Origin of the sequence: Hyalangium versicolor (assembly GCF_020103695.1) — a bacterium.
GTDB classification, from domain to species: Bacteria; Myxococcota; Myxococcia; order Myxococcales; family Myxococcaceae; genus Hyalangium; species Hyalangium versicolor.
Genome location: NZ_JAHXBF010000006.1, coordinates 81795 through 103195, shown reverse-complemented (window position 1 = coordinate 103195; position 21401 = coordinate 81795). Strand labels below are relative to the sequence as shown.

Genomic DNA, 21401 nt, shown 5'->3' with positions numbered 1-21401 from the left:
CACGGCATCACCCCAGACTCCATGACGCTCACTGCGAAGGACCCCGGTCCAGTTCCGCCAGCACGGGCACGCCCAACCCCCGCTCCACCTGCCAGCTCTCCAGCACCCGGCCGCTGAGCACGTCCTTCGCCAGCGCCGCGAACACACCCAGGATCAACCCGGCGAAGATGCCGCCCATGGCAATCACCAGCGCGTTGGGCTTGATGGGCTTGCGCGGGAACTCGGCCGGCGTGAGCACCGTGAAGCGGTACTTGAACGCCTTCGAGGCGATGTCCAATTCCAGCTTCGCCGAGTCGATGCGCTTGAGGATCTGCTGCTGCGCGCTCAGCCGGCTCTGCAGCAGCTCGCCCGCCACCTTCGCGCTCGGGTTCTCCGACACCGCCGGCAACAGGCCCATCAGCACGCGCTCCAGGCCGTACGGGTCGGGCACCGGCTCGTCCGGGAACGGCATGGACTTGCCGCCCAGCTCCGCGTACTCGGCCAGCAGCTCCTTCTCCTCGGACTGCAGCGCCTTCACCTGCGGCGAGCCCTGGCGCAGCGATGCCACCTTCGTCTCGATCTCCACCACGGACGGATGGTCCGGCGCGTACATCTCACGCTTCTGCGCCAGCTCGTCCTGCATCTCCGTCATCCGCTGGTTGTGCTGCACCTGCGCGTCCGCGATGGCGCGCCGCTTGGTGCGGATCGCGAAGCGCAACTGCGCCAGCTCCTGGTCCGTGGAGCTGAAGCGCGGCAGCAACCGTGGGTCACCCACCGCGCGCCGGCGCTCCACCATGATGTCGGAGAAGATCCGCGCGAAGTCTTCGTAGGCTTCCTTCACCGCCACGCCAGCCAGCTGCTCGTGCTCCTGGAGGATGGTGATGGCGTCCTTGATGCTGCTGAGCTCCTCTTCCTTGCTCTTGTCCAGGAAGCTCTGCTGCGCGGCCTCCACCAGCTCGTAGGCCAGCTGCGGATCGCCCCACTCCACCCCGATGGCCACCTTGCCGTCATTGGTGTTCACCGAGATCTTCTTCTCGAGCGTGCCCACCATGCCGTCCATCATCGCGTCCTCGTCCGGCGGCGAGGTGAGCATCCGCATCACCGTGTCCTTGAAGCGCAGCAGCGGCGGGCGCGTGGCCTCCCACCGGTCCAGCAGATTCAAGTCCTTGATGAGCTTGACGAGGTTGTCCTGGCGCAGCACCGCCTCCGCGGCGGCCTTCGTCGGCCCGTCCACGTCGTTCACCGGCCGCATGGGGTTGGGCGGATCCGGGTTGAGGATGTTGGGGCGCTCCGGGTTCACCAGGCCGGGGATGATGGTACTCGCCGTGCGGCGCGGCAGCAGCTTGCTCTCCGCGTACCAGGTGCGAGGCAAGAGCTTCGCCGCCGAGATGGCCAGCACCGCCGTCACCAGGAACGTGCCCAGCGCCAGCCACTTGTGCCGCTTCACCGCGTGGCGCACGTACCCCACGTAGTCGCGGATCTGCTCCCAGTCGAAAATGGGGGCTTGATCACGCTCGGGCTCGGGCAGCTCATGAGGTGCGGACATGGCTCTTACCTCCCGAGGTGGCCTCAGCCGCCCTCGCCAGCAGGCGCAGCACCTGCTGCACGAACTCTTCCTGGGTGAAGGGCTTGGTCAGATACCCATCCGCCCCCACCTCTTCCGCCTGCGCGCGATCCAACAACGTGCCTCGCGCGCTGATCATCAACACCGGCAGCCCTTCCAGTTCCTGCTGGCCGCGGATGTACTCGCACACGTCGTACCCGGACACGTCCGGCAGCGTCAGGTCCAGACACACCAGGTCCGGCCGGCTGTGGGCCAGCATCTCGAGCGCCGAACGCCCGTTGGAGGCCTCCTGGACGCGCGAGATGCCCAGCGCGTGCAGAAACTCGCCCACCATCTTTCGGAACAGGGGCGAGTCCTCCACCACCAGGACCGTGCGTTGCGAGACGTCCATGGATGAGTTCCGGGTCCTCTCCTAATCGTCGAGCCGCGGCCAGATGACGAGCACAGCAAACGCGTAACAAAGATTGAAGATGACCATCATCAGGATGGCCTTCTTGACGCCCCGCACCGGATGACGCTCTCGCGCCGCCAGGCTCGGCAGCAGAATCAGTGCGTACAACACGGATAACAGCAGGAACTTCTTCATGACCTGGTGGGACTAAAGCCTACCATTCTCCTGGCGGATCACCAATCCAACGCCCGCGAACCACTTATAGATGGGCTGGTCCTCGATCAAAAATTCTCTCAGCCTCAAGAGTCTTCCGGACGCCACCACGGCCGAAGAGCGAGTGAGCGGCCATTGGATTTTCAACGAGAGGCGCTCTTCGCCATCGCGGCTGTGAGGGCCATCCGTGACGGCCTGTGCGGCGGAGAGCTCCAGGTCGACCTGGGCCTGGCGGCGGCCCTTCCACTGGAGGGCGAAGCTGCCCTCCGCGCGCGGGAAGAAGGCGGTGCTGTAGGCATTCACGAAGGAGGCGTAGCGCACCGCCAGCTTGGCCGTCACCGGCCAGTGGTAGCCCACCGGGACGGGCGTCTGGAGCGCGGCCTCCCCGATGGGCATGAGAATGTCCTGGTTCGGTAGCGGGAGCCCCTCGGCCTGCTGCGGGCGGCTCTCTCCCACCGCGGCGCCTATCTGCAAGCGGCCGTTGATGAGCGGCGTGAACAGGTACTGGAAGATGGGCGTCGCCTGGGCCACGGTCAGGTGCGCGTCCGTGGAGAAATTCACATCCCGCGCGTAGATCTCACCCCCGAGGACGAAGCGGCGCGTCACCGAGTGGAACGCCTGCGCCCGAACCTCGGGGCTCACCTGCGCGGGCGTCATCCGGTCCTTGGGATTGTGCGGCGTGGTGGGTGGATCCAGCAGGCCGTTGAAGACGAGGCCCCCCGCGACACCGATGTATGTGCGGCGAATGCCGGTGTAGTCGAAGCCCACCATGCTTTCCGAGTAGGCGTACTTGCTGGCATCCAACAGGCGTCTGCCCCCGTTGTCGGTGGGCGCGGGGACGCGGAAGTCCTCGAAGGGGAAGTAGCCGTAGGTCAGCGACTCCAGGGCCCACGTCTTGAAGCCGCGAGCGACCTGGTACTCGCCGCGCAGGAAGAGGAAGGTGAGCACCTCCAGCGTGGGCTGGGTGAAGGAGCGGCGCAGCAGGAGCTGCGGCTCGAGGATGGCCTTCAGCTCCATGCGCGGCGTGTAGAAGATGACCTGCCCGCGAGGAGTGATGACCACGTCCTCGATGACGGCCCGGTCCTGCGTCTCCGAGAGGTTCGCCGTGCGCAGGAAGCTCTCCATGCGCAACTGGGACGAGTAGCGCATGGCTGGCGAGCTCGCCAGCACCATGCTCGTCACCAATGCAGGAAGGACCGCCATCGGCTCATTCCACCACGACTACGTCGCCGGTGCGCAGGACGAACCCTGCCCCCTTGCCCTGCGTGCGGCTGACCGCCTCGTAATTGAAGCGGATGCGCAGCGGGGTGGGGTTGTCCGGCTGGCGGCGCAGCACGTAGATGCCGTCCTGCTGCGCGTAGTCCGTGAAGCCGGCCGCCTGTGCCAACGCCTGAAGCACTCCGGAGCCAGGCTCCAGCTCCTTCATGCCCGGGCTCTTCACCTCGCCCAGCACCGCCACCTGGACCTTCTTGGGCTCCGTCACCCGCACCGTGACGGCGGGGTTGCTCACCATGGGCTTGAGCAACTCCTCGATGCGCCGCGCCAGCACCGGCGGCGTGAGCCCTGCCGCGTCCACGTCGTTGATCAGCGGCAGCGTGATGCGGCCATCGTCCCGGACCAGCGCGTTGTCGAGCGTCAGCTCGTTCTGGTTCCAGACCTTGATGTAGAGCCTGTCACCCTTGCGGATGATGTAGCCCTCGTCCTGCAGCGAGGGCGGCTCGCGGTAGTCGTCCACCCAGATGAAGCGGCCCGGCGTGTAGCAAGCCGCCAGCGCCAGCAACACGGCCGGGAGGAGACGGAAGGGAGAGGAGTTCGAACGACGCATCATAAATCTTTCAGCTCCCACTCACGCCGAGGGGGCCTGGACCGGCGCGCCCCGCCGGCGCACCACGCGCAGCAGGCCTTGCAGCTCATCCAGGCGCACCGCGCCAGTCACGAACACGAGGACGATGTAGAGGCTGGCGCCCACCACCAGCCGCAGCGGGCCCAGGTCCACGAGCGCCAGGTGCACGCCCGTCACCACGGCGCAGATGATCAGCGTCTTGGCCAGCCGCGTGAGGCTCTGCCTGTCGAAGGCAGGCCGCCCCACGGCCCACACCAGCAGGGCCACGGCCACCACTTCGCAGATGAAGAGCCCCAGCGCCGAGGCGCACGCGCCTCCCACCGGTCCGAACCACGCCAGGAAGGGCCGCGTCAGCGTGAGGTTGATGGCCGAGTTGAGCACCATGGACACCACCGAAGTGCGCGTCACCCACCAGCCCTTGCCCTGCGCGGTGAGCACCGCGGCGCACACCATGGCCACGTAGGTGAGCGCGAGAATGGGAGCCTGCAGCCGCAGCACCGCCGCGGCCGGAGCGAAGCGCTCGCCGTACACCAGGTGGATCCACGTATCCGCGCCCAGCGCCATGGCCAGCGTGAGGGGAATCGAGAAGGCGCACACCGCCTCGAGCGTGCGGCGCGTGAGGCGGAACAGCTCCTCCTTCGAGTGGGCCGCGGCGCGCGCCAGCAGCGGCATCAGCACCCAGGTGAGCACCGGCGCCGCCATCAGCGTCATGCCCGCCAGGTTCCACCCGGCGCCGTACCAGCCCACCTCCGTGGTGTTCGTGAGGAAGCCCAGCAGGAAGATGCCCATGGGGCCGTTGGCCGCCAGCGCCGCCTCGTTGAGGAAGAATGGCAGCGCGCCCGTGAGCGCCTCGCGCGTGCCCTTCGTGTCCAGCCGGAACTCCAGGCCCGCGTGCCGCCGCGAGAGCCGGAACAGCACCGCCGCCCGCACCACCTCCGAGGCGAGAATCGGCACGCCCAGCCACGGCAGCGGCAGCTTCAGCGCCAGCACGAGCAACTGCCCACCGCCCCACACGCACTTGGTGGCGATGTTCGCCACCGAGAGCCCATCCACCCGCTCCCTCGCGTGCAGCACCGCCGCCAGCGTCCCGTTGCATCGGAAGAAGAGCTGGTACAAGCCCAGGAGCAACACCAACAGCCGCAGAGGTTCCGGCTTGCCCTCCAGGTGCATCAACCCCTGCATGACGCCGAGCAGCACCACCGCCATCAGCACCTGCAACAGCAGCGTGCCGCCGAAGAACTCGCTGGCGTGCTGCGGCCGGAGGGCCACCTCCTTGCGGATGTAGACCTCCAGCCCCAGCCCGGCGAGCACGAAGAAGACGGCGGTAAAGCCCTCCGAGGCCCAGTTGAACTGGCCGAAGGCCTCCGGGCCCAGCACGCGCGGCAGCAGCAGGCGCACCGCCAGCGCGATGCCGTACGTCACCATCAGCGAGCCGCCCAGCTTCACGGCGTTGCGCATGGACGTCGCCACGTCCAGCCCCGCGGGCTGCGGAGCCGGGGGAGACGCCGCGGCACTCGAATCTGGGGTCTGCGTGGACATGGGCTCGGCTGCGGTTGGGATCCAGGCCAGTGAACGACAGCCCCACACCCACGTCAATTCGCGGGCAACCTCCCCGCCCCCGCACCGAGCCGCCGGGCTGGCACCCTCCCTACCCAGGAGGGCGGCCCCGGGGGCTGATCAACTGGCTCCGTTACCAGTAATCACGACCGGGACCGTCTTGAGAATGAGCCCCAGGTCCGTCAGCAGGGTCCAGTTGTCGATGTACTGCATGTCCAGGTACATCCACTCCTCGAACGAGATCTGGTTGCGGCCGGAGACCTGCCAGATGCACGTGAGGCCCGGACGCACCGAGAGTCGGCGGCGCTGCCACGCCGCGTATTTCTCGACCTCGGCGGGCAGCGGCGGGCGCGGGCCCACCACGCTCATCTCGCCACGTAGCACGTTGAGCAACTGCGGCAGCTCGTCGATGGAATACTTGCGGATGAAGCGGCCAATCCCGGTGATGCGCGGGTCGTTCTTGATCTTGAACACCGGGCCGGACTGCTCGTTCTGGGCCTCCAGCTTGAGGCGCAGCTCCTCGGCGTTGACCACCATGGAGCGGAACTTGAGCATGTTGAACGGCTTGCCGTGCAGGCCCACCCGCTTCTGCTGGAAGAAGATGGGACCGCGCGAGGTGAGCTTGATGATGACGGCCACCGAGATGAGCAGAGGCGAGAGCACCACCAGGCCCGCCGTCGACGAGATGATGTCGAACAGGCGCTTGATGGCCATCTGGTGAGGCCTCGGCGCGTACGTCACGAAGTGCAGGTAGCCGTCGGCCACCGCGTGGTTGTGCTCGGGGCGCGCCCGGTCCATGCGGAACGGGTGGGCCGGCAGCGCGAACGGAATGCCGAAGCGCTCACACAGCTTGATGGCCGCCTGCATCTCCTGGCCGTGCTTCTGCACGTTGCCCGAGATGTAGACCACGTCCACCGGCACGCGGCAGAGCACATCCTCCAGCTCGCCCACCTTGCCCAGCAGCGGCTTGGGCGAGTTGGCGTTGGTCTGCTCGTTGCTGAAGGCCAGGTAGCCCGTGACGCGGCGGCGGCCGTGCTCCGCCAGGTGCTCGCCCGTCAGCCGGCCCATCGCGCCGATGCCGAGGATGAGTGCCTCGTCGATGGGCTCCTCGCGCACCGCCAGCCGCCGGAACACGAACTGCCTCAGCCCCACCACGCTCAGCCACAACAGCAGCGGGAAGAAGCTCAGCGCCACCACGGGCATGCCGCCCGCAATCAGCAGGCGCACCAGGTACAGCAGCCCCGTGACGGACACCACGGTGATGGACACCAGCGCCAGGTCATCCAGCGGCGCCCGGTCCGAGAAGCGCGGATCGTACAGGCACAGCGCCGTGCCCAGCAGCAGCCACACCAGGCCCGCCACGCCCAGCAGCAGCCACAGATCCAAGTTGCCCAACTGCAGCGCGTGCCCCATCAGCACCGTGGAGCCCATCAACGCCACGACGACCAACAGCAGATCCACCAGCAGGTTCAACTTCGCCGCGAACCCCGGAGCCAGGCGGCCGCGCGTGGCCTTCTGCACCGCCGCCGTGGCGGGCGCGATCAAACGCGGCGCCTCCGGAGCCGACGCCGGCTTCACGGCCTCACCGGCCGGCGCATTCTCGGAGACTTCCTTGTGGACCGATGCGGATTGCATGCCAAGCTCCCGACGACCCAGGAAACATCCCCCGGGGGTGACACCGCCCAACTGCGGAAGTGGGCGAGAAATCACGGCACCACCACGCTCTGGACCAGCGAAGATTGTATGGGCCCTCGAAAAGTGCACGCAAGCAAGCTGGAAATTGTGCGAGCCGCCCCACCCATCAGGTCCAGCCCTTTTCGCTCGCGGTAGAAATCGCCCCTCTTCCCAGGCGATTACAGGCGAGTACGAGACCAGTGATCAAAAAACATCACTTGCGCAGAAGACAACCTCTGGAGTTGTCTGCTCGGTTCCCCAACAGGTTTTCCCGGGAGTGAGCTTTCGGGGTTTCCGGGGAGCGGGTTGCGCGACGTGTCGACACCGTGCCGTCTCGTCTTCTCACGGGCTGATAGTGGCCGGTGAACCGAAGGGCGCGAGGATGCGCTCCACGTAGCGCTCCACGGAGAAGTCCCGCTCAGCTTTCTCCCTCCCCTTGCGGCCCATTGCCTCGGCCTCCTGAGGGTGCTCCAGCAACCAGTGGATCCGCTCGCGCAGTTGAGCCGGGTTGGAGGGCTCGACGTGAAAGCCGGTAACGCCCTCCTCGATGAAGCCCTCCACGTACGGGTTGCGCGTGAGGATGACGGGCTTGCCCATGGCCATGCCCTCGAGCGCCACGGTGATGCCGCTGATGATGGGCCGGGCCAGCGGCACCACCACCACGCGAGACTCGGCGTAGAGCTGGCGCAGGTTCGCGTAGTTGCCCCACGAGCGCATCTCCACGTTCGACGGCAGCGTGCGTGACTGAGCTCCGTCCTTGCCCGCCACCGAGTAGCGCCACACCGTGTCCGCGGCGATCTTCACGTCCGCGTCCAGTCCCGTGGCCGCTGAGATGAGCGTGTCGTAGTCCCGATTCACCGCGCCCGCCGCGCACACCTGCCGCTTCGTGGGCTGGCCGGGCTGCGGCTGGAAGTACGCCGTGTCCACCCGCGAGTAGATGACGGACACGCGCTCGCGCGGCAGTCCATACTCCTCCACGAGCACGCGCTGGCTGTGCGGCGACAGGCACAGGAAATGATCCACCCGCCGACCGAGCCCCAGCTTCGCCAGCGCCAGCCACCGCTTCTTGCTGGAGACGTTGTGCACCAGCAGGACGATGTGGCGGCGGCGGCGGCTCAAGAGCCTGTCCCAGGCGAGGAACTGGATGGCCGGGAACTCCTCGGCCAGGAAGAGGTTCTGCCGCTCGCGCGTCTCCCGCCACGCGGCCAGAGCGAACTTCGCGCAGTCCGCGTTCGAGGCCGGGTTCATCCCTCGCTGCGCCATGGAGAGGACTTGCGAGAACACCCCGCGGCTCATCGCCGCGAACTCGCCCAGGGGACCCTTCTTCTCCAGCGCGTCGTTGACGCGGCTCACCGGCTCGCCCACACCAATGTATGCGGAGTCTTGCGGCATCGCGTCCCTCCGGCCTCCAGCGGCCCGAGGACGCCATCTATCACGTCCCTTCGATGGGACGCGCAGGCAGAGAGACCGTGAAGACGGTGCCCACCCCCTGCTCGCTCTGCACCTCGATGTCGCCGCCCAGCCGGCGGACGATGTCCCGGCTGATGGACAGCCCCAGTCCGGTGCCCGTCGTCATCCCCTTCGTCGTGAAGAAGGGCTGGAAGACGCGCGACAGGTGCTCCGGAGCAATCCCCGGCCCTGTGTCCGCCACCTCGATGAGCGCCCGATCTCCGGCCCGGTAGGACGAGACGCGGATCTCCCTGCGCGCGCCCTTCCACTCGGCCAACGCCTGGGCCGCGTTGATGAGCAGGTTGCTGAAGACCTGGGACACCCGGCTGGGGCTTCCCCTCACCTCGAGCCCCTCGGCCAGCTCGACAATCACCGTGGCCGCGGGCGTCGTCTCCGCCCGGGTGATGCGCAGCGCCGAGCGGATGGCCTCGTTCAGCTCGAACCACCCCGCGGCCTTTTCATCCACCCGAGACAGCGCCCGCATGTCCCGGACGATCTCGCAGATGCGACGCGCGCCCTCGTGCGCCTCGCTCACCGCCTGCTGGATGGCCTCGAAGGCTTCCTGCTCGCGGTCTCCCCAGAGGGGCCCGGTCGGTTCGGCTCGCCCGTCGAAGGTCGGGTTCAGCACCCGGCCCAGCGCCGCCAGCTCCTGGTGGACGTACTGGAGATTGCTCAGCACGAAGCTGGCCGGGTTGTTGATCTCATGGCTGATCCCCGCCGCCACCAGGCCCATGGAGGCCATCCGCTCGGAGGCGGAGAGCTGTCCCGCCATGCGCCCGTTCTCCAGCGCCAGCACGGCGTGCGCGGACAGCAGCGAGGCTCGATCCAGCTCTCCCCGGCTCAGCGGCCGCGCCTCGCTGCGGCGAAGGACCACCAGCACCCCGAGCAGCCGCTCTCCCGCGGACAGGGGCAGCAGCAGGCACGACAACTCCGAGGGCAGCTCCTGGAAGTCCTTGAAGCGCCAGTCTCCTCCCAGCGGCCCGAGCACCGCGGGCGTCTGATCCTGAGGGAGCAGCCGTGACAGTTGTTCGCCGAGCGCCAGGCAGAGCGCGGTCTCCGCCTCGCTCGCCAGCCCGTGAGCGTGCGCCACCTGGAGCTTGCCGTCCGTGTCCGGCAGCGCCAGCAGCACCGCATCCGCGACCATGAACGAGCGCACGCTGTCCACGATGGCGCGCGGCAACTGCTCGAGCGCGTTCTGCTCGAAGAGCACCTGGCTCAGCCGCACCAGATCCGTGGAGACGTTGAGGCGGCGCTTCTCCAGCGCGCGAGAGACGCAGGAGAACAGCTCCTGGAGCTTGAAGGGCTTGCGCAGCAGATCGAACGCGCCCGCGCGCATACACTCGATGGCCGTGTCCAGCTCGGCGTAGGCGGTGGCGATGATGACCTCGGTGGACGGAGACGCCTCGCGCACCCGGCGCAGCAGCTCCACCCCGCCCAGGTTGGGCATCCGCACGTCCGTCACCACCAGGTCGAACGATGCCTTGCGCAGCCGCTCCAGCGCCTCCACTCCATTCGAGGCCTCGGTCACCTCATGCCCCTCCAGCGACAGCATGTCGCTGAGGAGCCGGCGGATGTCCCGCTCGTCATCCACGATGAGAATCTGTCCACCCATGGCCTGCTGGTCCCTACTCGGCCGCCGGGAGAACGAGCCGGAAGGCACTGCCTCCCGAGGCTCCGGGTGAGACTTTCAGGTCCGCGCCCATGCGGCGCAGCAGCCTCCAGGCCAACGCCAGTCCGAAATTCAGCCGCATCGTCTGCCCGGACCGGGAGTCCACCTGGATGTGCGGATCGAAGATCTCCGCGCGCCGCGCCTCGCTCAGCCCCAGCAGCGGATCCTCGATCTGCACGACAGGGCGGCCATTCTCATAGCCAGCCCGGATGATCAGCGGCCCAGGGCGCACGCCGGACTTGCTCGGCGTGGCCTCGCACAGGAAGGCGAGGATGCGGGCCAGGCTGGACTCCAAATCATTGCGCCCCACCTTGGCGAAGACGGGAGCGGTGGCCTCCACCTGGAGCGGCCGGGTCAGCAGATCCTCTCGCATCCACGCGGTCAGCAGCGGCACCAGATCCATGCGCTCGGTCGGAGCAATGGGGCCGCCTCCGGACAGGGCTCGCAGCTCCGTGAGCAGCGCCTCCACGCGGCGCATGCCCTCCATGGCGTCCCCCGCCGCCTCCTCCGCGTCCCGGATGGAGTACTCGGTCTCCTGGCCCGCGGCGGTGAGCAGCTTCTTCGCCAGCTCCGCCAGGCCCGGCTCCTCCCGGCCCGAGAGCGCCTCGGCCACCTCGCGAGCCGTCGTCCACAGGGACTTCACGTCCTGCGAGTACGACGTCAGCGCCTGGAGGCTGGCCTTGGTGAAGGCCAGCGGGTTGCTCAGCTCGTGGGTCACCCCGGCCGCCAGCCTGCCGACGGTGGCCAGCTTCTCGGCCTTCACCAGCTCCTCGCGCGTGGCCTCCAGGTCCTTCACCCGGGCCTCGAGTTCGCCGTTGAGGCGCGCCGTCTCCAGCGCCAGCGCCAGCTGCGCCGCGAAGAGGCTGCCGCGCTGGAGCTCCGACACCGAGAACACCGGCTGCCCCACGCCTCGCAGCAGGATGAGGCTGCCCGCGGGCGCATCCCCCACCTGCAGCGAGTACGCCAGCGCCGAGCCCACCCGATCCACCGGCGAGAAGGGCCAGTCGCGAGAGCTGTTCACCCCGCAGACGGGCTCCTGGCCCTGGATGGAGCGCCGCGCCAGCTCGCGCAGCGCCCCGGCGGGCACCTCCAGCCCATCCGTGGAGGCGACGATGCTCAGCTCGTCCGTGCCCGGCTCCGGCAACAGCAGCCGGAAGGCCTGGTGTGGCACCAGATCCAGCGCCAGCTCACCCAGGTGCGCCAGCACCTCGCTCCGCGTCCGCAGCGACAGCAGCGCGCAGCTCACCTCATAGAGCGGCACCAGGGAGCGCAGGCGCCGCTTCTCCACCGCGCGGAGGATGAGGTGACGCAGCTCGGCAATGTCATACGGCTTGCGGATGTAGTCGTAGGCGCCGTGCTTCATGCAGGCCAGCGCCGTCTCCAGGCTCGCGTAGCCCGTGGCGACGATGACCTCCATGTCCGGATCCAACTCGCGCAGCGCGGCCACCGTCTCCACGCCGTTCATGCCCGGCATCTTCAGGTCGGTGATGGCCACGTCGAAGCGGCGCGTGCCCAGCACCTCCACCGCCGCGCGGCCTCCGTCGGCCGTCACCACCTCGAACTCGTTGGACGGCAGCGAGAAGGCCAGCATCTCGCGCATGTCCGGCTCATCGTCGATGACGAGCACGGAGATGCCACCCCCGGGCGTCAGCTCCTGCACGCTGCGGCGCGGCAAGGACGAAGAGCCTCGCGAGGCGGGCAGCCCCCCGGCGCTCGTCTCCCAGGGGCGGGCCGGCTCTTCCGCGGAAGCCTCGGGCGAATGGACCATGGGGCTCATTTCCATATGTTCGCCTCCGTGCGGTGCGCCTGGACCGGCGCGCGTGTCGCGGGGATCCAGAGCCGGACCGTCGTCCCGGCTCCCGGGGCCGTCTTCACGTCGATGGCGCCACCGTGCGCCTCGACCACGTTCCTTGTAATGGACAACCCGAGCCCTGTCCCCTGTCCAACTGGCTTGGTCGTGAAGAAGGGATCAAAAGCCCGTTGCAGGACTTCCTCGGACATCCCGCATCCCGAGTCGGCCACGATCACCTCGACGCCGATATCCTCGGCCACCACCCGGGCGCTCACGCTCACGGTACCGCCGCTCGGCGTGGCGTCCAGGGCGTTGGCCAGCACGTTCAGCAGCGCGGACTCCATCTCCTGAACGCTGACCTCCAGCTCCGGCAGGCCTTGCGCGGGCACGTCGATCTCCAGCTGGATGTTCTCGCGCTGGGCCTTGCCCTGGGTGAGCTGGCGCAGCTTCTCCAAGAGCACGGGCACCGCGATGCGCTCGCGGTAGGTGACCTTGTTGCTCGAGAAGTCCAGCAGCGAACGTACGAGCTGGGCGCAGCGCTGGGCCTGCCGCTCGATAGCGGCCACCGCCGCCTTCGAGTTCTCATCCAGCGTGTCGCGCCGCGCCAAACCCTGCGCGAAGCCGAGGATGATGCCCAGCGGGTTGTTCAGCTCGTGCGAGAGCCCCGCGACCAGCGTGCCCATGGCCGCCATCTTCTCCGACTGCACGAGGGACTCGCGCAGCCGCTTCACCTCGCGCTGATCCCTCATGATGAAGACATAACCCAGGGGCTGGCCCGCCGAGTCGAAGATCCGCATCACCAATAACTGCACGGGGATCAGCCCCAGCGTCCGGCTCACGAGGCCGACCTCGAGCTCGCACGGCCCCGTGTCGCTGGCGTTCGCCATCAACTCGGTGAGGATGATCTGCCGGCCCGCGGGAGCCAGCCGCTCCAGGAAGGGGCACTCGGAGATCTCCTGCTGGTTCCATCCGAAGAGCCGCTCGGCGGTCGCGTTCCAGACGCGGGCCGTGCCTTGCGAATCACACATGGCGATCGCCGCCGGTGAGGCCGCGGTGATGTGGGCCTGCAGGGCGAGTTCGTCTCGCGAGCGCTCCAGCTCCGCCGTGCGGTGCTCCAGCTTCTCCAGCATCTGATCGAGCGTCCGCGCGATGGAGCCCACTCCGTCCCAGGACTCCAGGCGCACGCGCTGGCCCAGGTCTCCCTCATCGACGATGCGCCGCAGCGTGCCCTCGATGCGTTCCAGCGGACGCAGCAACCGCCGCGTGCCCCAGACGGCCGCCACCGCCAGCAGCAGCGCCAGGACAATGCCCGCACCCAGCAGGATGCTCCGCCCAGGCCCCTGACTCGCGGAACCCGAGACGATGAGGAGCACCGCCCCCACCGTGGCCCCGTCGAGGAGGAAGAAGAGCAGCAGGATCCTCCCCTGGAGGCTGCGCAGGAAGCTCACGGCCGGGTCCCTTTCAACACCAGGGACCCGCACAGCATGGACCCCCGTCGTTGCATGTACGCACCCCGTCGCAACCTCCCGGCGTCCGACCCAACCCCGGCTGGTGAGGGTGATAACGGAGCGGACCCTTGCGCGCAGGAATTGAGCGGCGTCACGGACGGGGGAGCTTTCCCTGGGACGGGCAACGGGCACCAGCCCACCGCCCAGCGAACCGCTCCGCAACCGCCAGAGAGGCTCTGCCTGATACAAGACAATGTATCAGGTTCGAACCCAAGGCCTGCAAGCCGCCAGGCTCCCCGGTATGGTGCCTACCGTGAGCACTCCCCGTTTCGTCCCAGGTCATGAGATTCCCTCTCGCAGCCGTGAGGAGGCCTTCATCTTCGCCGCACATGGGCTGGAGCTCCTCGTGGAGGAACGCGAGGGCGCCATTTTCTTCCCGAAGGGCGCGTCGCTCCCGGAACTCGTGAAGGACGCGCATTTCATCGGCACCCTGGATGGCGTGGATTGCTATGCAGCCGCGTACCCGAAAGGCCAGGAGCCGCCCGCGGGCATGCGGCTGATGGGCGCGCGCGGCCTGTTCATGAAGGTGGACGAGGAGCTGCTGTCGGCCGCTGGGCGGGCGCTGGCCATCGCCGAGTGGGATGTGACGCACCGCTTCTGTGGCCGGGACGCCACACCCACGGAGCTGGTCCCCGGCGAGCGCGCGCGCCGCTGCCCCGCGTGCCGCACGCCGTACTACCCGCGCATCTCTCCGGCAGTCATCGTGCTCATCACTCGCGGTGACACGATGTTGCTGGCGCGCTCGCCCCAGTTCCCCGAGCCGTTCTTCAGCACGTTGGCCGGCTTCGTGGAGCCGGGCGAGTCGTTGGAGGAGACGGTGGTGCGCGAGGTGAAGGAGGAGGTTGGCGTGGAGTTGCGAAACCTGCGCTACTTCGGCAGCCAGCCGTGGCCCTTCGGGCGCTCGCTCATGGTGGGCTTCACCGCCGAGTACGCGGGCGGCGAGGTGCAGGTGGATGGACAGGAGATCGCCGAGGCGCGCTGGTTCACCGTGGACAACCTGCCGCGCATCCCGCCCCGCGTGAGCATCGCGCGCCGCCTCATCGACTCGTTCATCGCCAAGGTGAAGGCGGGTGAGGTGCCTCCCGCGCCCTAGACTCGCGGCGCGCGCTCGCCTCACGTACCCCGGCGATAGAGGCCATAGAGGACGGCGGCGAACCACAGCAGCATGAGCAGCAGGTTCACCGCACACAGCACTCGCGCCACCTTCGCCTGACGTAGGCCTCGCAGCGGCCCCTCGCCGCGCCGGATGCGGCGCAGCTCTCGCGAAGTCACCATCAGCCCGACTCCGCCCACAAGCCCCTGCGCCACCGGCACCACCAGCAGGCAGATGGGGAAGGCGACAATGCCGACGACGCTCAGGACGAAGATCGCCCTCACCACCCGCGAGGGAGCACCGTTCTTGCGCACCCACTCCACGCAGTCGGCACACCAGGCCTGCTCGTCCATCACCTCGACGCAGTCACCGCACAGGAAGGTGCCGCAGCGCGAGCACGGTGCCACCGCCGCGACGTCCGGATGCTTCGCGCAGCGCGCCCCAGCGAGCTCAGGCGTGACGATTCCGCACCTCCCTGCGCCAGGCCTTCACCCCGGCCCCACCCGGGCTCAGTAGTCCGCCGGCATGCCCATCATCATCCGGGACAGGCCGTGCGCTCCGAGCCCCAGAAACACGGCCGCCAGCACCGAGCACCCGAAGAACCCCGCGAGGATGAGGTTCTTGCGCGGGTGCTCGAACTGGCTGAACGCGTAGAAGAGGATGTAGCAGGGAATGAGCAGCACCATCATCCCCGTGCCCACGCTGCGACGGAACGCGTGGAGGTACAGGAAGAAGGCGCAGACGACAGTGACGAGCCCGAAGAGGGCAGCGAGCGGCAGGAGCGGCACGATGGGCCACAGATAGCACGGTCCGGGCTTTGCGCAGGCCCTTCGCGCATATAAATGATGCTCACCCGCCAACCTTCCGAGGGACCCCCGCATGGCCACGCTCAAGACGTTGCTCACCTTCATGCTCGCGGGGGCCTTCATCGGCAATGTGGTGGCCTCGTTCACGGCCCCCTATTTCATGGCCTGGTACAACTCCACCTCGCTGGCCACCGAGACGGTGTGCAACCTGCCAGAGGTGGTGCGCACCATCTCGAGCGATCTCTTCCGCGCCCAGCTCATCGGCTCGGGCATCGGGGCGGTGGCATTCCTCGTGCTGGGTATCCTCTTCGTCCGCGCCCGCGCCCGCAAGCAGCGGGCCACGCCTCCGCCCACGGCCCCCACTCCCTCCGCCGCGGCCTGACGGCTCCCACACCCCTCTCGTCCCCAAGTCGCGGAGCTCAGTCGGACAGCAACTCCACGGTGAAGCGAGCCCCACCCTCGGGCCGGTTCTCCGCGCGCAGCGAGCCGCCGAACCCCTCCACGTACTCCCGCGAGAGCGCCAGCCCCAGCCCCGTCCCCTTGCCCTGTGACTTGGTGGTGAAGAAGGGGGTGAACAACTGCGGCAGGTGCTCCGGTGCGAAGCCAGGACCGTTGTCCTCCAGCACCAGCCACACCCGCTGCTCCCGGGCCTGGACCTTGAGAGCCACCCGAGGGCCCGCCACCCCCGCCTCCTCCAGCGCGTCCGCCGCGTTGAGCAGCAGGTTGAGCAGCACCTGCCCCAGCCGCCGCGCGTCCGCCCGCACCCGAGGCACCTCCGTGGGCACCTCCACCTCCACCGCCAGCTTCTTCAGCCGCACCGAGGCCAGCCGCATGCTCTCCTCGATGACGCCCGGCAGCGGGCAGCTGCCCACCTCCCGTGGCCCCTCGGCCTCGGACGCACCCCGCGCCATCGCCGTCAGGTCCTGGACGATCTGCTGGATGCGCGCCACCCCGGCCTGCGTTTCGCGCAGCACCTCGGCGCAGTCCTCCGGCGAGCGGCCCTCGCGCGGCAACTCCTCCTGGAGGAAGCGCAGGTTGGCCTGGATGAAGGCCAGCGGGTTGTTCACCTCGTGCGCCACGCCCGCCACCAACCGCCCCACCTGCGCCAGCCGGTCCGCCTCCTGCGCCCGCGTCTGCGCGGCCACCAGCGCCTCCTGCGTCACCCGCCGGCGCGACTCCGCCTCCATCCGGTCCTTCTTCAGCCGCGCGTAGAAGTACGAGGCCTGCACCGCCACCAGCCCCGAGGCGGCAATCAGCAGCCCCCACACCGCCACGAGCGACGCCGGGCGCCCCTCCAGCAGCAACACCGTGAGCCCCGCCACCAGCGGCGCCGTCACGCCCACCAGCGAGCGGGACACCGCGCCCAGCGACAGGGAGATGCTCATCAACGGCATCGCGCACAGCCACGCGAACACCGGGCCCCGGCTCCCTCCCAGCCGCCAGATGACGAGCGCCATGCAGAAGTTGGGCAGCAGCACCCCGGTGAGCGCCCAGCCCACCACGCCGCGGCGGCGCAGGGGCAGAAGCAGCCGCACCGCCAATAGGCTCACCAGCGTCAGCACCGTCCAGCCGACCCGGATGGCCAACGTGTCCCACGGCACACGCGGCTGCGCGGCCAGCACGTCGATGCCCCAGAAAGGCAGGTTCGTGGCCGCCATGACCACCACGGCGCGCTGCCGCTGCTGTGCGGAGAGGCTCGTGCCCGACGCGGCAGGCTCCGGCACAGCGGGGGGGTCCCCGACACTCCGGGGGGCAGAATCCACGAGAAAACTCACTTCCCGATGATTTCAGGAATACTGGCAAAGTCCATTCTCATGGAGAGCCACGGTGCGTCAAGTACCTGAAATCACAGTTGTATGCCCTCCAAGCAGGCAGCCGAGCCCTTCCGCTCCCGCTCCGGCGCTCAGGCCCGCGAGGCCGCACGCCGGCCCCTTCGCGCGGGGGCGATCAGCAGGAGCTTCTCTCCTCGGGACAGGCGCTTGAGGGCGGCCTCCCGGCGCAGCGCGGCGCCACGGTCCTCCGCAGGCTCGCTCCACACCAACGTCACCGGCAGGCGGGCCCGGGTGTACGCCGCGCCCTTCCCCCGCCCGTGCGTGGCCAACCGACGCTCCAGGTCATTCGTGGCGCCGGTGTAGAGCGTCCCGTCCCGGCAGCGCAGCATGTAGACGGTCCAACCGCGAGAGGCGTCCGACACGCGTGCGACTCTACCGCAACGGCCCGGCGCTCAACTGCTGTACGCCCGCTCCACGCCCTCCCAGCCCGGAGTGAGGGGAACTCGCATTCCCTCGCCCTCCACCCCTTCTTCCCCAGGCGGGCCACACTCAGCCATCACCTCGGACACGAGCCGCAGCGGATCCTCTTCCCAAGCTTCGAGAATATGGGTCTCACTGATGAGCCCCAGCAGCTCTCCCGTCGTCTCCACGACAGGAAGAAGGCGAATCTGGTGCTTCTCCATGATCCGCAGGGCACACAAAAGCGTATCTGTGGGCAATACGGTGACATTCATCGGTACAGCCGTTTCTTCGTTCGTTCCCTTCTGCTGCATCTCAGAGCCTCCCTGGCCTTCTCTGGGGGGGAGTATTGCAACCGGCCTGCCGACCTCCTTCATTGCTCACTTTTCAACGCGGCGGCCGACGTAGCAGGGCATATGGTTGGAGGGTGAAGCGAATCCAGGCGCCGAGGCTGGTCCGCATGGCGGACCTCTTCTCCCGGGCGGTGAGCCGCGGCGGCGAAGGGCTGCTGACGCTGCCGTTCCGGCCCGACGAGTTGTATCGGGTCCCTACAGATGATGGAGCGGGCATCGCCCTGGGGCGCTACCACGCGCGCGGCGAGCGCCGGTACGCCGAGCCCGTCATCCTCTGCCATGGTTTGGGAGCCAACCGCTTCCACATGGACTTCGACGAGCGCTACAGCCTGGCCCGGTACCTGGCGCGCTCGGGCTTCGAGACGTGGGTAATGGAGCTGCGAGGCCGGGGCCTGGCCGGGCCGGCGGCGGAGTTCAACTTCGATGATCAGGCCGAGCACGATGTGCGCACGGCCATCCGCACGGTGGTGTCCACGGGGGCGAAGGAGGTGCTCTGGGTGGGGCACTCCAAGGGCGGGTTGATGCTGTATGCGCACCTGGCGCGCAATCCGCAGGCCCCGGTGCGGGCGGCGGTGACCATGGGCAGCCCGTTCACCTTCGCGGTGCAGCCGGGGTTGCGCGTCTTCATCCGCCGCATCGAGCCGCTGCTGCGGCTGGCGAGCATCCCCACGCGGCGCATCACCAACATCGCCTTCTTCGGGGCGCCGCCGGGGCCACTGACGCGGTACATGATGTTGGAAGAGAACATGGACTCGGAGGTGGTGCGCCGGGCCCTGGCCAACGTGCCCGCGGACCTGTCCGGCGGCGTGGTGCGGCAGTTCGCGCGGTGGATCGACACGCACGCCTTCACCTCGTACGACGGGAGCTTCGACTACCGGGTGCCGCTGGCCGAGGTGCGCAGGCCCTTCCTGCTGCTGGGTGGGAGCCGGGATTTGCTGGCCCCCCCGCTGGCGGTGGCCCGCGCGAAGGAGCACCTCGGGGGCCCGGTGAAGCTGGTGATCGCCGGCCGGGCGCACGGCTTCGCCGAGGACTACGGCCATGCGGACCTGGTGCTGGGCCGCCGGGCACCGGACGAAATCTTCCCGCTGGTGGAGACGTTCCTCTCCGCGCACGCGAGCCGCGTCTGAGCCCGAGGCCTGGGTTGTCCAGGCTCGCCCGCCGTGCTAGCCCCGAGCGCCCGTCTCCATGCCCGCCTCCTTTCGTTCCCTGCTCCTGCTCTCGCTGATGCTCGCGGCGTGTGAGCGCGCTCCGGCCCCTGGCCGGGCCGTGGTGGACGTGCGCACCACGCGGCAGGAGGGCGGCACCCCCGTGGTGCGCTGGCAGGGGGACGGCCTCACCGCCGAGGCCCTGGAGCAGCGCTTCCTGGAGATGAGTCCCGCCCTGCGCGAGCGCTACCAGACACCCGAGGCGAAGCGTGAGTATGTGGAGAGCATGGCCCGCTTCGAGATGCTCGCGCGAGAGGCCCTCTCCCGGGGGCTGCAGGATGACCCCGAGGTGCTGGCCAGCTTCAAGCGCGCGCTGGTGAACCGGTTGATGCGCCAGCAGTTGGAGCAGGCCCCCGCCACCGTCACGGAGGCCGAGGTGGCCGAGGCCTATGCGCGCCAGCGGGGAGACTTCTCCCGGCCGGCCCAGGTGCGCCTCTCGCACATCTTCCTGGCCGCGCCGCGAGGGGAGGCCGCGAAGGTGGCCGCGGCCCGCTCGAAGGCGGAGGAGTGGATGAAGCAACTGCGCGCGGTGCCGCTGACGGACTTCGACACCTTCCGGAAGCTGGCGCGCGAGCAGAGCGAGGAGCCTCGCACCCAGCCGCTGGACGGGGACATGCGCTTCCTGTCCGACGAGGCCCTTGCCCGCACGTACGGCCCCGAGGTCCTTGAGGCGACACGCGGGCTGACGGAGTCCGGCGCCCTGGTGGGCCCCGTGCAGACGGAGCAGGGCTTCCACCTCCTCAAGCTCCAGGGGCGGATGCCTGCGGTGGACCTCTCCTTGGAGGATGTGCGCGAGCAGCTCGCCGAACGGCTGCGGAGCGCGAAGCAGACGAAGGCCTGGGCGAACTTCCTGGAGGACGTGGCCCGGCGCCAGCAGCTCTCCGTGGATGAGGCGGCGCTCGGCCGGGTGGGTGTGGATGTGAAGGCGCCCATGCGCGCACCCTCGGGGCCGATGCCCGGCACGGTGCCTGCTCCCATGGCCTCCGGGGGAGCGGTGCCATGAAGACAACCTTCCCTGGCGAGAGGGCTGGCGGCACGGTTGCCCTTCTCTCGTGTCCCTCGTAGAGGAGAGCCTGCATGCGCTCCTTTCCCCTGACTTCTTCTCTCCTCCTCGCCCTGGTGCTCGGCGCCGCGGGCGCGGTGGGCTGCAACAAGCCTCCTCAGCAGGAGACGGATGACAGCGTGGTGGCCACGGTGAACGGCGAGGTGCTCAGCCGCGCCGAGTTCGAGCAGGAGCTGTCCCGGGAGCTGTCCTTCGCCGAGGCCCCGGAGCGCACTCCCGAGGAAATAGAACCCGCCAAGCGCGCCCTCGTGGACACGCTGGTGATGCGGATGCTGCTGCTGCAAGAGGCCAAGCTGCAGAACCTCACCGTCACGCCGGAGGAGGTGGACCGGCAGATGCTGCGGCTGACGGGCGACTACCCCACGGACAGCTTCAGCGATGCGCTGGCGCAGGGGCAGCTGTCTCTGTCCGAGCTGCGCGCTCGCGAGTCCCAGCGGCTCATCATCGAGAAGCTCTTCTCGCAGCACGTGTACTCGCGCGTGGCGGTGACGGAGGAGGAGCTGCGCGCGTACTTCGCGGCGCACGAGGCGGACTTCCAGGAGCCCGAGCAGGTGCACGCCGCGCAGTTGGTGGTGAAGGGGCTGGACGAGGCCAAGCGGGTGCAGGCACAGCTGAAGTCCGGCAAGAAGTTCGCGGACCTGGCGCGCCGCTACTCGCTGAGCGCGGACGCGAAGGTGGGCGGGGACCTGGGCTTCTTCCCGCGGGGGCAGATGCCTCCGGCATTCGACGAGGTGGTCTTCAACATGCGGCCGGGGCAGGTGTCGGACGTGGTGTCCACGGAGTACGGCTACCACCTGTTCAAGGTCATCGAATTCAAGCCGGGGCGGAAGCGGGACTTCACCGAGGTGCGCTCGCACGTGGAGGCGCGGCTGGTGAAGGCCAAGCAGGCCGAGGCGCAGGAGGCCTTCGAGAAGGAACTTCGGGAGAAGGCCAAAATCTGGGTGAACGAGTCGGCGCTGCAGGTCATCCGTGGCAAGCCGGTACCGCAACCGACGGTGGCGGAGTAGAACG

Annotated in this window: 21 protein-coding genes; 5 read left to right on the top strand and 16 right to left on the bottom strand. The window is 68.7% G+C overall.

Going from position 1 to position 21401, the window contains the following annotated elements:
- Positions 1–28: 28 nt before the first annotated feature.
- From KY501_RS14315 to KY501_RS14265, 11 genes are all read right to left on the bottom strand, one after another.
- On the bottom strand, positions 29–1525 hold the full coding sequence (locus KY501_RS14315; protein ID WP_224363488.1) for a GumC family protein: 1497 nt from the start codon (positions 1523–1525) through the stop codon (positions 29–31).
- On the bottom strand, positions 1509–1934 hold the full coding sequence (locus tag KY501_RS14310; protein ID WP_224363487.1) for a response regulator: 426 nt from the start codon (positions 1932–1934) through the stop codon (positions 1509–1511). The genes KY501_RS14315 and KY501_RS14310 overlap by 17 nt, the downstream gene beginning before the upstream one ends.
- A gap of 21 nt (positions 1935–1955) precedes the next feature.
- Positions 1956–2129: a hypothetical protein gene (locus KY501_RS14305; protein ID WP_224363486.1), complete on the bottom strand. Its 174-nt coding sequence runs from the start codon at positions 2127–2129 to the stop codon at positions 1956–1958.
- A 12-nt stretch (positions 2130–2141) separates the two neighbouring features.
- Positions 2142–3350 (bottom strand): hypothetical protein, encoded by a 1209-nt coding sequence (locus KY501_RS14300; RefSeq protein WP_224363485.1) that lies wholly within the window; start codon positions 3348–3350, stop codon positions 2142–2144.
- A 4-nt stretch (positions 3351–3354) separates the two neighbouring features.
- Entirely contained in the window at positions 3355–3975 is a 621-nt protein-coding gene (locus KY501_RS14295) for a polysaccharide biosynthesis/export family protein (RefSeq protein WP_224363484.1), read from the bottom strand.
- Between the two features lie 18 nt (positions 3976–3993).
- Positions 3994–5529 (bottom strand): oligosaccharide flippase family protein, encoded by a 1536-nt coding sequence (locus KY501_RS14290; RefSeq protein ID WP_224363483.1) that lies wholly within the window; start codon positions 5527–5529, stop codon positions 3994–3996.
- 138 nt (positions 5530–5667) lie between these two features.
- Positions 5668–7182: an exopolysaccharide biosynthesis polyisoprenyl-phosphate hexose-1-phosphate transferase EpsZ gene (gene epsZ, locus KY501_RS14285; RefSeq protein WP_224363482.1), complete on the bottom strand. Its 1515-nt coding sequence runs from the start codon at positions 7180–7182 to the stop codon at positions 5668–5670.
- A gap of 381 nt (positions 7183–7563) precedes the next feature.
- Complete coding sequence (locus KY501_RS14280; RefSeq protein ID WP_224363481.1) at positions 7564–8613, bottom strand: glycosyltransferase family 4 protein; 1050 nt, start codon at positions 8611–8613, stop codon at positions 7564–7566.
- A 40-nt stretch (positions 8614–8653) separates the two neighbouring features.
- Entirely contained in the window at positions 8654–10282 is a 1629-nt protein-coding gene (locus tag KY501_RS14275; protein WP_224363480.1) for a response regulator, read from the bottom strand.
- A 13-nt stretch (positions 10283–10295) separates the two neighbouring features.
- Complete coding sequence (locus KY501_RS14270; protein WP_224363479.1) at positions 10296–12122, bottom strand: ATP-binding response regulator; 1827 nt, start codon at positions 12120–12122, stop codon at positions 10296–10298.
- Positions 12113–13579 (bottom strand): ATP-binding protein, encoded by a 1467-nt coding sequence (locus KY501_RS14265; RefSeq protein WP_224363478.1) that lies wholly within the window; start codon positions 13577–13579, stop codon positions 12113–12115. The genes KY501_RS14270 and KY501_RS14265 overlap by 10 nt, the downstream gene beginning before the upstream one ends.
- A 313-nt stretch (positions 13580–13892) precedes the next feature.
- On the opposite strand from KY501_RS14265, the gene nudC reads away from it, so the two are divergent.
- On the top strand, positions 13893–14732 hold the full coding sequence (nudC, locus tag KY501_RS14260) for an NAD(+) diphosphatase (RefSeq protein ID WP_224363477.1): 840 nt from the start codon (positions 13893–13895) through the stop codon (positions 14730–14732).
- A 20-nt stretch (positions 14733–14752) separates the two neighbouring features.
- On the opposite strand, the gene KY501_RS14255 is transcribed toward nudC, so the two are convergent.
- Together KY501_RS14255 and KY501_RS14250 are read right to left on the bottom strand one after the other, a co-directional pair.
- Positions 14753–15139: a hypothetical protein gene (locus KY501_RS14255; protein ID WP_224363476.1), complete on the bottom strand. Its 387-nt coding sequence runs from the start codon at positions 15137–15139 to the stop codon at positions 14753–14755.
- A gap of 102 nt (positions 15140–15241) precedes the next feature.
- Positions 15242–15520, bottom strand: coding sequence for a hypothetical protein (locus tag KY501_RS14250; RefSeq protein WP_224363475.1), 279 nt, complete (start codon positions 15518–15520; stop codon positions 15242–15244).
- Between the two features lie 91 nt (positions 15521–15611).
- Between KY501_RS14250 and KY501_RS14245 the strand changes: the two genes are divergently transcribed.
- Complete coding sequence (locus KY501_RS14245) at positions 15612–15920, top strand: hypothetical protein (protein ID WP_224363474.1); 309 nt, start codon at positions 15612–15614, stop codon at positions 15918–15920.
- A gap of 37 nt (positions 15921–15957) precedes the next feature.
- Here KY501_RS14245 and KY501_RS53915 read toward each other — a convergent pair whose 3' ends face one another.
- From KY501_RS53915 to KY501_RS14230, 3 genes are all read right to left on the bottom strand, one after another.
- Positions 15958–17301: a sensor histidine kinase gene (locus KY501_RS53915; RefSeq protein ID WP_224363473.1), complete on the bottom strand. Its 1344-nt coding sequence runs from the start codon at positions 17299–17301 to the stop codon at positions 15958–15960.
- A 140-nt stretch (positions 17302–17441) separates the two neighbouring features.
- The gene (locus KY501_RS14235) at positions 17442–17699 is read right to left on the bottom strand and encodes a GIY-YIG nuclease family protein (protein WP_224363882.1); all 258 of its coding nucleotides are present in this window, start codon (positions 17697–17699) and stop codon (positions 17442–17444) included.
- Between the two features lie 63 nt (positions 17700–17762).
- Entirely contained in the window at positions 17763–18146 is a 384-nt protein-coding gene (locus KY501_RS14230) for a CBS domain-containing protein (protein WP_224363472.1), read from the bottom strand.
- An 83-nt stretch (positions 18147–18229) separates the two neighbouring features.
- On the opposite strand from KY501_RS14230, the gene KY501_RS14225 reads away from it, so the two are divergent.
- The 3 genes from KY501_RS14225 to KY501_RS14215 all read left to right on the top strand — a co-directional run bounded on the left by KY501_RS14225 (position 18230) and on the right by KY501_RS14215 (position 21397).
- Positions 18230–19249 (top strand): alpha/beta fold hydrolase, encoded by a 1020-nt coding sequence (locus KY501_RS14225; RefSeq protein WP_224363880.1) that lies wholly within the window; start codon positions 18230–18232, stop codon positions 19247–19249.
- 58 nt (positions 19250–19307) lie between these two features.
- The gene (locus KY501_RS14220; protein ID WP_224363471.1) at positions 19308–20330 is read left to right on the top strand and encodes a peptidylprolyl isomerase; all 1023 of its coding nucleotides are present in this window, start codon (positions 19308–19310) and stop codon (positions 20328–20330) included.
- Between the two features lie 74 nt (positions 20331–20404).
- Entirely contained in the window at positions 20405–21397 is a 993-nt protein-coding gene (locus KY501_RS14215; RefSeq protein WP_224363470.1) for a peptidylprolyl isomerase, read from the top strand.
- Positions 21398–21401 lie beyond the last annotated feature (4 nt).